This is a genomic window from Arthrobacter sp. H41 (assembly GCF_000520535.1).
Classification (GTDB): domain Bacteria; phylum Actinomycetota; class Actinomycetes; order Actinomycetales; family Micrococcaceae; genus Arthrobacter_D.
In genome coordinates this window covers 10,165-21,514 of the sequence record NZ_KI914807.1, presented here as the reverse complement: position 1 = coordinate 21,514, position 11,350 = coordinate 10,165, and the positions used below count along the sequence as shown (strand labels likewise).

12 protein-coding genes and 1 riboswitch are annotated in these 11,350 nt (G+C 66.2%); of the genes, 6 read left to right on the top strand and 6 right to left on the bottom strand.

The features are described from left to right. The 3 genes from Y705_RS19450 to Y705_RS0111695 all read left to right on the top strand — a co-directional run. The coding region (locus Y705_RS19450; protein ID WP_253908593.1) for a 3-oxoacyl-ACP synthase III at window positions 1-777 on the top strand (777 nt) is incomplete at its 5' end. Further along, the gene (locus tag Y705_RS0111700; protein ID WP_026532990.1) at window positions 771-3,458 is read left to right on the top strand and encodes an alpha/beta fold hydrolase; all 2,688 of its coding nucleotides are present in this window, start codon (window positions 771-773) and stop codon (window positions 3,456-3,458) included. The genes Y705_RS19450 and Y705_RS0111700, both read left to right, overlap by 7 nt. Further along, window positions 3,455-4,423, top strand: coding sequence for an NAD-dependent epimerase/dehydratase family protein (locus Y705_RS0111695; RefSeq protein ID WP_026532989.1), 969 nt, complete (start codon window positions 3,455-3,457; stop codon window positions 4,421-4,423). Before Y705_RS0111700 ends, Y705_RS0111695 begins: the two co-directional genes overlap by 4 nt. Window positions 4,424-4,708: 285 nt before the next feature. Here Y705_RS0111695 and Y705_RS0111690 read toward each other — a convergent pair whose 3' ends face one another. From Y705_RS0111690 to Y705_RS0111670, 5 genes are all read right to left on the bottom strand, one after another. Next, a complete protein-coding gene (locus Y705_RS0111690) occupies window positions 4,709-5,548 on the bottom strand; it encodes a C40 family peptidase (protein ID WP_026532988.1) in 840 nt (279 codons plus the stop codon). Between the two features lie 3 nt (window positions 5,549-5,551). Continuing rightward, a riboswitch (cyclic di-AMP (ydaO/yuaA leader) is annotated at window positions 5,552-5,761 on the bottom strand. A 151-nt stretch (window positions 5,762-5,912) separates the two neighbouring features. Continuing rightward, window positions 5,913-6,893, bottom strand: a complete 981-nt coding sequence (gene mutM, locus Y705_RS0111685) for a bifunctional DNA-formamidopyrimidine glycosylase/DNA-(apurinic or apyrimidinic site) lyase (protein ID WP_026532987.1) — start codon at window positions 6,891-6,893, stop codon at window positions 5,913-5,915. Window positions 6,894-6,899: 6 nt separating this feature from the next. Further along, complete coding sequence (rnc, locus tag Y705_RS19445) at window positions 6,900-7,601, bottom strand: ribonuclease III (RefSeq protein WP_049822664.1); 702 nt, start codon at window positions 7,599-7,601, stop codon at window positions 6,900-6,902. Between the two features lie 74 nt (window positions 7,602-7,675). Further along, window positions 7,676-7,879, bottom strand: a complete 204-nt coding sequence (gene rpmF / locus Y705_RS0111675) for a 50S ribosomal protein L32 (RefSeq protein ID WP_026532986.1) — start codon at window positions 7,877-7,879, stop codon at window positions 7,676-7,678. Between the two features lie 2 nt (window positions 7,880-7,881). Beyond that, complete coding sequence (locus Y705_RS0111670; RefSeq protein WP_444826186.1) at window positions 7,882-8,406, bottom strand: YceD family protein; 525 nt, start codon at window positions 8,404-8,406, stop codon at window positions 7,882-7,884. A gap of 410 nt (window positions 8,407-8,816) precedes the next feature. Between Y705_RS0111670 and Y705_RS23670 the strand changes: the two genes are divergently transcribed. Both Y705_RS23670 and Y705_RS0111665 read left to right on the top strand, forming a co-directional pair. Next, window positions 8,817-9,230, top strand: coding sequence for an ElyC/SanA/YdcF family protein (locus tag Y705_RS23670; RefSeq protein ID WP_081738006.1), 414 nt, complete (start codon window positions 8,817-8,819; stop codon window positions 9,228-9,230). After that, window positions 9,220-9,975: a GAF and ANTAR domain-containing protein gene (locus Y705_RS0111665; protein ID WP_049822660.1), complete on the top strand. Its 756-nt coding sequence runs from the start codon at window positions 9,220-9,222 to the stop codon at window positions 9,973-9,975. The genes Y705_RS23670 and Y705_RS0111665 overlap by 11 nt, the downstream gene beginning before the upstream one ends. A gap of 18 nt (window positions 9,976-9,993) precedes the next feature. On the opposite strand, the gene coaD is transcribed toward Y705_RS0111665, so the two are convergent. After that, window positions 9,994-10,476, bottom strand: a complete 483-nt coding sequence (coaD, locus tag Y705_RS0111660) for a pantetheine-phosphate adenylyltransferase (protein WP_026532983.1) — start codon at window positions 10,474-10,476, stop codon at window positions 9,994-9,996. A 70-nt stretch (window positions 10,477-10,546) separates the two neighbouring features. Between coaD and Y705_RS19440 the strand changes: the two genes are divergently transcribed. Further along, the coding region (locus Y705_RS19440; RefSeq protein ID WP_155850049.1) for an aminotransferase class I/II-fold pyridoxal phosphate-dependent enzyme at window positions 10,547-11,350 on the top strand (804 nt) is incomplete at its 3' end.

Below are 11,350 nucleotides of genomic sequence, written 5' to 3'. Positions count from 1 at the left end.
ATCGAGCCGAGCCAGGTGGGACTGCTGATCAACACCTCGGTGACGCGGCGGAACCTCGAGCCCTCAGTTGCCGTCAAGATCCATCACACCCTGGGCCTGCCGTCGTCGGCCATGAATTTCGATCTTGCGAACGCCTGCCTCGGGTTCGTCAACGGCATCACCCTTGCGGCCAACATGATCGACTCGGGCCAGATCAAGTACGCGCTGATCGTAGCCGGCGAGGACGCGCAGAGCACGCAGGAAGCCACCTTCAAGCGCCTCAACCGGCCGGATTCCACCCGCCAGGACTTCCTCAGCGAGTTCGCCACCCTGACGCTCGGTTCGGGTGCGGCCGCCGCGGTGATCGGTCCGGCCGACGAGCATCCCGGATCGCACCGCATCCTCGGCGGCGTCTCCCGCGCGGGAACCCAGCACCACGAATTGTGCGTCGGTGGCATCGACGGTATGTACACCGACACCAAGGGACTGCTCGACGGCGGGCTCGAACTCGTGGTCACCGCCTGGCACGAGGCACAGACCGACGGCTGGAAGTGGGACTCGATGGACCGCTACGTCACGCACCAGGTGTCCAATTCCTATACCAACGCCATCATCAAGGCAGTCAACCTCGTCCGCGAGCGCGTGCCCATCACGTTCCCCCACTGGGGAAACGTTGGTCCCGCATCCCTGCCGATGACCCTCGCGCAGGAGGCGCAGTCGCTCTCACCGGGCGACCGCGTACTGTGCCTCGGCGTCGGCTCCGGCCTCAACACCTCGATGATGGAGATTGCGTGGTAGCACTGCCCGGGGTCGACCCGGCGTGGTCGAGCTATGTTGACGTGCCCTCCGCCTCGGCGGCGGACAACCCGGGAACGGTCAACTCGTGGCACTACCTGGATAACGGCCCCCAGCTCTCCGCGGCCGGAACCGCCGTACGGGGAACCCTGTTGTGCGTCCACGGCAACCCCACGTGGTCCTATCTGTGGCGCACCCTGCTGGCCCAGGGCGTCCTCGAGGGCTGGCGGGTGATTGCGGTCGACCAGCTCGACATGGGATTCTCCCGCCGCACCCGCACCTTCCGCCGGCTAGCCGATCGCGTGACCGACCTCGAGGACTTCGCTGCAGCGCTCCACCTCGACGGCCCGCTGGTCACCGTGGGCCATGACTGGGGCGGCGTGGTGAGCCTCGGGTACGCACACCGCAACCGCGCGAACCTCGCCGGGGTCATCCTGACGAACACCGCCATCCACCAGGAGCCCACAAAGCCCATTCCGTCGCTCCTCCGGTTGGCCCTGCTGCCCGGGGTGCACCGCATCGGAACCCAGACCACGTCGGCCTTCCTCGACGTCACGCACGCCCTGGCGCGCCCGAAGCTCCGGTCTGAGGTCCGTGCCGCCTTCCGCGCGCCCTACCGCACCCGCGCCGACCGCGCCGGCATCGCCAACTTCGTCTCTGATATTCCCGCGACGCCGTCCCACCCCAGCTACGCGGCCCTGACCGACATCGCCGAGGGCATCCGCACCCTCGACGTGCCGTCCCTGATGGTGTGGGGTCCCCGCGACCCCATTTTCACCGACACCTACCTCGAGGACCTCACCCGGCGGCTCCCCTCAGCCGACGTGCACCGGTTCGAGGACGCCGGCCATCTCCTCCAGGAGGACGCCGACGTCGCAGGAACGATCTTCAGATGGCTCGGCGAACGCTTCCCCACCGGATCCCGTAAAGCCTCGACGGCAGCTTCGGCACCGCCCGCTGCGCCTCCCCCCACCTTCCTGTGGCACCAGCTTCGGGAGCGCTCGGCGGGACCTGAGCAGGACTCGCTCGCCGTGGCGGAGATGGGCAGGGACAGCATTCGCCGATCGATGTCGTGGCGGGAACTGGCCGACGACGTCGATGCCGTGGCCGCCGGCCTGACCCGCTTCGGAGTGGGATCCGGAAGCCGTGTCAGCCTGATGGTTCCACCCGGTGTTGACCTGACCGTGCTGATCTACGCGTGCCTCCGCATCGGCGCGGTCATCGTGGTCGCGGACGCGGGGCTCGGCACCAAGGGCCTGTCGCGCGCGGTGAAGGGCAGCGTGCCCGACGTCGTCGTCGGCATCGAACGCGCGCTGCTTGCGGCGAGGCTCTTCGGCTGGCCCGGACGACGGATCAGCGTCGGGACCCTCTCAGCCGGCAAACGGGCGCTCCACGTCGAGTCGTCCCTCGAAACGCTGCGTACCACTCCCCCAGGTCCGGTGGGAGACCAGAACCCCGACCCCGACGCCGACGCCGCCATCCTCTTCACCTCGGGCTCCACCGGACCGGCCAAGGGAGTGGTGTACACCCACCGGCAGCTTTCCGGCATGCGCGACACCGTCGGCGGAACCTTCGGGCTGGGCCCGGGAGGCGCGCTTGTTGCGGGTTTCGCGCCGTTCGCCCTGCTCGGGCCGGCCCTGGGTGCCGCTTCGGTCACCCCGGACATGGAGGTCACCGCTTCGAAAACCCTCACGGCGCGAGCGCTGGCCGACGCCGCCGAAGCCATCGATGCGACTGCTGTCTTCGCCGCCCCGGCCGCCCTGCGCAATATCGTCGCGACGAGGGACGGCCTGACCGCTTCCGGCAAATTGGCTCTGGGCAGGGTCACCACTGTCCTTTCGGCCGGGGCTCCGGTCCCGGCGCTCCTCCTCCAACAGGTGCAGGAACTGCTGCCTGTCGCGTCCCTTTCGACGCCGTACGGCATGACCGAGGCGCTGCCCGTCTCGACCATCGATCTCGAAGGGATCCTAGCCGCTGAAGCAGATGCCGAAGCGGAGGCCACCGCGGATGCCGCCGGCGCGACGCCCGGCGTCGTACGCGGCGCAGGAAACGGAGTCTGCGTGGGCCGGGCGGTCCAGGGAGCACGGCTTGCGGTGAGCGCGCTGTCCGACGACGGCGTCCCGCACGGCACTCCCACCACGGAGCCCGGCATCACCGGTGAAATCCTGGTGGACGCACCGCACGTCAAGAGCCGGTACCACCGCCTGTGGCGTACCGAGGAAATGTCCTCCCGCACGGCACCCTGGCACCGGACCGGCGATGTGGGCCATTTCGACGAGGCAGGCAGGCTGTGGGTGGAGGGCCGGCTCGGCCATATCATCACCACCCCGGGCGCGGTGCGAACTCCGGTCGGCATAGAGCAGGCGCTTGAAAAGCTCGACGCCGTGCGCCTCGCCGCCGTCGTGGGCGTGGGACCAGCGGGTACGCAGGCGGTCGTGGCCGTCGTGGAGCCCCTTCCCGCACCCGGCAGGAACCGCAGGCGAACCCGGAAACCCGTGCTGGCTGATGCCGGTTTGGCCGAGCGCGCCCGGAGCGCGGCGCGGATGGCCGGCGTGGATCTGGCGGCCATCCTGACCGTGCCGGCGCTGCCCGTCGACATCCGCCATAACGCGAAGATCGACCGCGCCGAGGTGGCGAAGTGGGCCGGCGGGGTGCTCGCGGGCGGTAGTTCCCGAACCCCGTGAAGATACTCGTCACCGGAGCCAGCGGTATGCTCGGCCGCGCCGTAGCAACCCTATTGGCCGCCGCCGGAGATTCGGTGCGCACCCTGCAGCGCCGGCCCACCGGATTATCCAGCGTCACTGACCACGCAGGATCGTTGACGGACCGCGCAGCACTGGCTCGGGCGGTCGACGGCGTGGACGCCGTGATCCACCTTGCAGCGAAGGTCTCCTTCATGGGACCCCGCTCCGACTTCGAGGCCGTCAATGTGGAGGGCACCCGGAACCTGCTGGAGGAGGCCCGCCGCGCCGGCGTGCGCGACGTCGTCTATGTGTCGTCCCCGTCGGTCGCGCACGCGGGGCAGCCGATCGTGGGTCTGGGAACGACGACGGCGGAGCCTGCCAGAGCCCGTGGCGAATACGCCCGGTCGAAGGCCTTGGCGGAACTGCTTGCCCTCGAGATGAGCACTCCCGACTTCCGGGTGGCTGCGGTGCGCCCTCATATCGTCTGGGGTCCCGGAGACACCCAGCTTGTGGAGCGGGTCATTGCTCGCGCACGGGCGGGGCGCCTGCCGGTCATCGCCGGCGGAACTGCGCTGATCGACACCACCTATGTGGACAACGCGGCGTCGGCAATCGTTGCGTGCCTACGAAGGATCGACTTCGTGCAGGGCCGCGCGGTGGTCGTCACCAACGGAGAGCCGCGTCCGGTCGGGGAGCTGATTTCCGGAATCTGCCGGGCCGGCGGCGCGGAACCGCCTCGCTGGAATGTCCCCGGCGCTCTGGCTCGGACCGCCGGCTCCCTCGTCGAACGAGTGTGGACCGTTGCCGGGGCCGCCGACGAGCCGCCCATGACGCGGTTCCTCGCCGAGCAGCTCTCCACGGCACACTGGTTCGACCAGCGCCAAACACGGGCCCTGCTCGATTGGGAACCTGCGGTCTCCATCGAGCAGGGCCTGCAGAAGCTCGCTGATCACTACCGGCGCTAGTACCGCCGGCTGCCGGTGTGCGGTGGAACCCGCTTCGTGGGGAGGGTACCGCGGAAAACCTCTTGCCTTTCGGGAATTCGCTGCTGAAAACGACATTCGCACGTGATTGAACCAGCACGTTGGCCGTTAGCAAGTGCGTAGGTCGTTTTCGGGCGCGCTGCCCGTGAGGCAGCACACCAAACAGTCGCTAGCCGTCGGAAGCCCTTTAAACAGTAGGAACCGGCAGACGAATCTACCGGTCCCTACTAATGTCCCACTGGGAGAGCCGAAGCCCGAGAGGTAATGCTAGTTGACACGGATGTAGACGCCACCGGAGCCGAGCTCGGCCGGTGCTACAACCGTCTGGTTGCCGTTGAATCCACCGTGAACGGCCTCGCCGCCACCGATGTAGACAGCGATGTGAGGGACACCGGCGCCGCCGTTGGTGTAGTAGATGAGGTCGCCGGGAACTGCTGCAGCGGCGCTGACCTGCGTTCCAAGGCCGAGGTAGCCGGCGGGCCAGTCGTGGAAGTTGATCCCTGCGGCTGCGAGGGCGTTGGTGACGAGCATCGTGCAGTCCTGGTAAACGCCGATCTGGCCCATTGCCGCTGCAGCAATGGTGGCTGCCTTGGAGCTTGCAGGTGCCGTCGAAGCTGCGCCGATTGGGGTAATATCGCCCGACTGAAGCGATACGCCGGTGTTTGCAGCGCCAAAGTTCATGGCAGGAACAGCAGCCGGGGCCGCTACGGGAGCGGGAGCAATGAATGCTGCAGCCTGTACCTGGGGTGCTGCAGCAACTGCGGCGCCACCCGAGAGGGCGATGCTCTGGCCCGGGTAGATGATCGATGAGCCGTTGAGACCGTTGGCCGCGAACACTGCGCTGAGGCTGACGCCGTTGGCCGAAGCGATGCTTCCGAGGGTGTCACCCGACTTCACGGTGTACGAACCGGAGGCTGCTGCAGCCTGGGGTGCTGGAGCTACGACGCCGGCCGAAGCGGGAAGCGCGGCTCCCAGCAGGATGCCTGAAGCAGCAACTACTACAGCTGCCGGGCGACCGGCGGCCGATGCCGCACGCGTTGCGGACTTGAAGTGGTTGGTGCGCTCGGGGGTTGCCCTGTGGCGCGCGACATGACGATTCTTGGACATGGATGTGCCTCTCCCAATGCCTACGAAGTTAGCTGTCGGGTTCGGGTGGGACACCCGGACACAGTTCTCGGAACACATCCCGTGTGGATGTGTTCCGTCTGCGTCTTTACCCCTAGGGCTTTCCAGAGAAAGCCCGCTATCGGTTCCCCCGCCCCTGTCGGATGTGTACGAACGGTTCCTTCGGTCACCGACAGGGTTAGGCAGTCTGACCAAGGGCGCCAGTCCCTCTGGACCGGCGCGTTCTAAAGATTACCCAATGAACACGGTATTGTCACATTTGGATTACAGGGGTGAGTGAGGGCTTGCGGAAACCCGAAGTGTGCCTTCGGTTTTCCTCAGTTTTAGCTCAATTTGTCCCGCAGATTCACCCGGGGAGGCCGCGTGGTTTCGGCTGGCACCGGGGGCAGCTGAAGGAGGAGCGGTTCATGAAGATGTCCCGCCGAATCAGGGTCTCCCTACCGGTCAGCGCACACCGGCGGCAGGGCCGGCCGGTCCGCCCGTAGGCCTCGAGGGAGCGCTCGAAGTACCCGGAGGCTCCGTTGACGTTGACATAGAGCGAATCGAAGCTTGTGCCCCCGGCCTCGAGCGCGCGCGTCATCACGTCCCGGCAGGCATCCACGAGCCGGTGGGCCTCCGCCCGGCGCAGCGTATCGGTAGCGCGCGCATAGTGCAGCTTCGCCGCCCACAGGGCCTCGTCGGCGTAGATATTGCCGATACCGGAGATCAGCCCCTGATCGAGCAGTGCTCTCTTGATCCCTGACCGGCGGGCGCGGAGACGGGTGAGGAAGGTATCGAAGGAGAAGTCGGGGTCCAAAGGATCGCGGGCTATGTGGGAGGCTTCCCGCGGAATCAGGGGAAGCCCGCTGCTCCCCAGTCCACCGGCCTTGCCGTCGGCGGTGGGTTGCAGGGACGTGACGAACATCCCACCGAAGATGCGCTGATCGATGAAGCGCAGTTCGCGCGGGAGGGGTTCGCCGTCGTCGTTGGCCGCCGACAGGGTGAGCCGGATCTTGAGGTGCTTCTCATCCGGCGCGCCGGGGTCCTCGATGAGCAGCTGGCCGCTCATGCCGAGGTGCGCCATGAGCGCGAGGGGCGGCTCGCCGTTCATCACCTCGCGGTCCAATAGTTCGGCGTTCGATAGGCCCAGCGGCAGCCAGAGAAATTTTCCGCGGCGGACCACGTCGGTCACCCGACAGCCGGCGAGGTTGCCCCGAAAATCCTCCGGCCCCAGCGTGTGCCGTCTCAGCGACCGCGGGTCGAGGACTTCGACGTCGTCGATGCTTCGCCCGGTCACCCAGCGGGCGAGGCCCCGGCGGACCACCTCGACTTCCGGAAGTTCAGGCAAGCGGGCCTACTTGGTTTCGGCGAGGCTCGCGGATCCGAGGAGCATGCTGAGCGAGGCTTCCGCCGCGGCCTGCTCGGCTTCCTTCTTCGAGTTGCCTGTCCCCGTGCCGTAGGGAGTGCCGCCGATCACCAGGAGCGCCTCGAAGGATCGCGCGTGGTCGGGCCCGGTGCCTGTGACCCGGTAGTCGATGACGCCGAGCCGTCTAGCCGCCGCAAGTTCCTGGATGCGGGTCTTCCAGTCGGTACCCTCACCCAGCACGGTGGCGTCCTGGAGCAGGGGCGCGATGAGTCGCATCACCATGGCACGTGCAGTCTCGATGCCCTGGCTGAGGTACGCCGCACCGATCACCGCTTCCATGGTGTCCGCAAGAATGGACGGCTTGTCGCGTCCGTTCGTCAGTTTCTCCCCCTGGCCGAGAAGGATGTACCGGCCGAGGTCCAGGCTGCGCGCCACACCCGCGAGGGCGCGCGTACTGACGACGGCGGACCGCCGCTTCGCGAGATCGCCCTCCGACAGGTCGGGGTTCTCGCGGTACAGGGCATCCGTCACTGCGAGACCGAGCACCGAGTCCCCCAGGAACTCGAGCCGCTCGTTCGTGGGGATGCCGCCCTTCTCATACGCATAGGACCGATGAGTCAGGGCAAGACGAAGCGCCCCGGCATCGATATCGACGCCGAGACGCTGGGTCAGTTCTTCTGTATCAGCCACGTTCACTTACGCTTCCGCATAAGGCGCGATCAGCAGCCAGGGCCGACAAGGCCCTCCGCCGCCGCGATCCGTTATTAGACGTCGGCTACCTTGCGGCCCTTGTACTCAAGGAACAGCGGGGTACCGGCGGAGTCCGAAACGACCTTCGCCTGGTGGGAAAGGCTGTAGGTTACGCGGCCGTTCTCCACGGTCTTCACCAGTTTGGGCGCGGTTGCCTTCCACTGGGACCTGCGTGCACGTGTATTCGCGCGGGACATTTTCCGCTTTGGAACAGCCACGACTAACTCTCTTCTCTCTCGTCCGACTCTTTACGTGGTGCCGCATCATTCTCAGCGACGGTGCCGGCCAGCCCTGAAAGGGCAGACCAGCGAGGATCCAAAATCTCGTGATGGTGATCGGGATTGTCATTCAGTTGCGCGCCGCATTCGGCACACAGACCCTTGCAGTCCTCCCGGCACACCGGCTGGAACGGCAGCGAGGTAACCACTGCGTCCCTCAGCACCGGCTCCAGGTCGATTGCATCATTCTCGACCCGGTGCTGCTCCTCTTCCTCTTCTGCCGACAGAGACTCGGAGTCGCTGTAGTAGAAAAGCTCCTGGATATCCACATCGCTGTCAAAGCGGATGGGCTCCAGGCACCGGCCGCACTCGCCGGTAACTTCGACGTCTGCGGTTCCCGACACGAGGATTCCCTCGTGGACTGCTTCAAGGCGTAGGTTCAGGTCCATTGCTGAACCTTCCTGCACACCGATCAGCGCCACTGAGAAATCCTTCGGCGCGGGAACATGTTCTTCGATTGTCCGCATACTGCCCGGGCTGCGCCCGAGCTCTCTGACACTGAATGTCAAAGGCGAACTGAGATCGCTTTTAATGGTGACTCCTGTAGAACATATGACCGACGTATCATCTTAGCCTGAGTTGTTGTCCCAGCCCAAAACGCGCGGGTGGCGCCACGGTTCCCGACCTGCACGGGTCCTCGCGTGAGCTCGGCCGGGTGACACTTCCGGGCCTGCCGACCGCAAGGGCGGTCGCCTCAGGCGGTTGATCCGGCCGGCACTGGGAATCCTCAGCAGCCGGAACGTGCCGACGCCGTCGTAGTCCTCGGCGGCGCATCGGTCGAACGGTCGCAGGAAGGTGAACGGCTCGTGGAGGAGGGCTATGCTCCCTACTCGTCCTCTCGTCAACCAGGCTCCCCGGCAATCGGGAGGCCGATAAGCTGTGCGGGCTGCCCGCTTCCTCCCGGATCTGTTTCACCCCGGAACCCCTGACGACGCGCGGAGAAGCCCGGTCGGGTTCGCGTCTGGCCCAGGACAACGGCTGGGAGAAAGTTATCGTCGTCACGTCCCGCTACCATTCCTCGAGGGCGCTACCAACCTTCGGCAGTGCTCGGACTCGGCCTTCACCATGGCGCCGACCACGCCGGACCTGGGTCCTGTGGAATGGATGTTCCGGTTCGTCGAGGAGTCCGTGGGCCTCACGGCGGCCTGCGTGCGGCCCACGTGCGCCCCCCTGTCTGAACGCAATGCGCCATCCCGAAGTACGCTTGCCACCAGGCTCCTCCTTTTCCACTCCCCGTCACGAAGCCCTTCCCGTCACGAACCCCAGAAGGATCAACGACCATGCCCGATGAGAACGAATTGGCGCTCGAGCAGGCAAGGAATGAAGCGGCAGCTCTGATGCAGGACATGGTATTGGAGAGTTCCGATGTCCAGGACTTCCTGGACAACCTCGTGAAGGTATCCGCGGAGGCCTTCACCGGCGCCCACGGCGAGGTGTTCTGCGGAGTCACGCTGCTCCGGCCGCGGTCCATGATCACCATCGCCGGCAGCAGTGACCAGGCACGGCAGATGGACGAGGTCCAGTACGGGTTCGACGACGGACCATGCCTCCGCGCTGCACGCGAGGGCTACACAGTGCACATCCCGGACTTCCTCACGGAGACCCGCTTCCCCGAATACCGCACGGCGATCGCCGGGTACGGTGTGCGCTCCGCCCTGGGAATTCCCATCCTTCTTGAGGACGGAGCCAGCGCGGGCCTGGACTTCTACTCCACGAAACCCGATGCCTTCAGCGCGAAGAGTATTGCCGTGGCGGAAGGATTCGCCCGGGAAGCGTCGAAATCCCTCCGGTTGGCGATCCGCATCGCAAAGCTCAGCGACAACGCAGCAAACCTTCACGCGGCCATGGAATCGCGCACTGTCATCGACCTGGCCGTCGGGATCATCATGGCCCAGAACCGGTGCAGCCAGAAAAAGGCGATTGCGATTCTGCGATCCGCATCCTCCGCGGAGAACCTTAAACTCCGGGACATCGCAGGCCGCGTTGTGACCTCCGTCGACGCGGAAAGCCCGCCGCAGACGCACTTCGACTACTGAAGCTACTGAGACTACTGATCAGGCGACGCCGTCGTCCGCTGTCAGCCGCCGCATCACCGCCTCCGGCACGAACTGCGAGATCTCACCGCCGAGGGACTGCACTTCCTTCAGCAGGGTGGAGGACAAGTGGAGGTAGCTGTTCATTCCCGGGAGAAAGACGGTCTCGACGTCGGTGAGCTGCCGGTTCATGGTGGCCATCGGCAACTCATACTCGAAGTCACGGCCGGTTCGAAGGCCCTTGACGATCACGCCGGCATCCTGCTCCCTGCAGAATTCGGCGAGGAGCCCGTCGCCCATCGGAACCACCGAGATGTTCGGCAGGGCGGTGAAGGTCTCCCGCGTGATGGCCAGGCGCTCGTCGAGGGTGAACCGGTGCTTCTTCGCGTAGTTCGTCGAAACCGCCACCACCACCTCATCGAAGAGGCCGGCCGCCCGGGTGATCACCTCCACGTGGCCGTTGTGGAGGGGGTCGAAGGATCCGGGGCAGACGGCGCGGCGCATCCTCCTAACCTACCCACCTTGCAGGGCCCACCCACAGCCGGAAACGTTGGTTGCGGTAATACTTGAAGTCATGACGCTTTTCCCGCGCAGCCCCGGCGCCTCCGGTTCCACAGCCCCGAAACCATGGGAACGCACCGCCCGCGGCGCCAACCTGCTCGCGGAGGGAGGCGGTCTTGGCGTCACCATTTTCGAGGAGATCACCGGACTGGCGCTCCAGCACGGCGCCATCAACCTCGGGCAGGGCTTCCCTGACGAGGACGGCCCTGCCGAGATCCTCGACGCCGCCCGGGCGGCGATCAGCAATGGCGAGAACCAGTACGCTCCCGGCAAGGGCCAGCCCGTGCTCCGGACGGCGATCGCCCGGCACCAGGAGAGGTTCTACGGCCTCACTCCCGACGCCGAGACCGACATCATCGTCAGCACCGGAGCCACCGAAGCCATCGCGTCGGCGATTCTCGCCTTCGCCGGCCCCGGCGACGAAGTGCTCACCTTCGAGCCTTTCTACGATTCCTACGGAGCCGTGATCGGCCTGTCCGGGGCCACGCACACCACCGCTCCGCTGGTGGCTCCGGACTGGCAGCCGGACCTCGCAGCCCTCGAGAACGCGTTCAGCGAGCGCACCCGGGTGGTGGTCCTCAACAATCCGCACAACCCCCTGGGCATCGTCTTCAGCCGGGAAGCGCTGGAGAAAGTGGTGGAGCTCGCCGCCAGGTACGACGCTGTGATTGTCACCGACGAGGTCTACGAGCACCTCACCTTCGGGATTCCCCATCTCCCCATCGCCACCCTCCCCGGAGCGCTGGAGCGTACGCTGACCATCTCGTCGGCGGGCAAGACATTCTCCCTCACCGGCTGGAAAATCGGCTGGCTGAGC

Bases quoted from the DNA above. Each gene is read 5' to 3' on its own strand.
- Y705_RS0111690 (WP_026532988.1), bottom strand. From the start codon at position 5,548: ATGTCCAAGAATCGTCATGTCGCGCGCCACAGGGCAACCCCCGAGCGC.
- Y705_RS0111670 (WP_444826186.1), bottom strand. From the start codon at position 8,406: ATGCGGACAATCGAAGAACATGTTCCCGCGCCGAAGGATTTCTCAGTG.
- Y705_RS0111665 (WP_049822660.1), top strand. From the start codon at position 9,220: ATGCCCGATGAGAACGAATTGGCGCTCGAGCAGGCAAGGAATGAAGCG.
- coaD (WP_026532983.1), bottom strand. From the start codon at position 10,476: ATGCGCCGCGCCGTCTGCCCCGGATCCTTCGACCCCCTCCACAACGGC.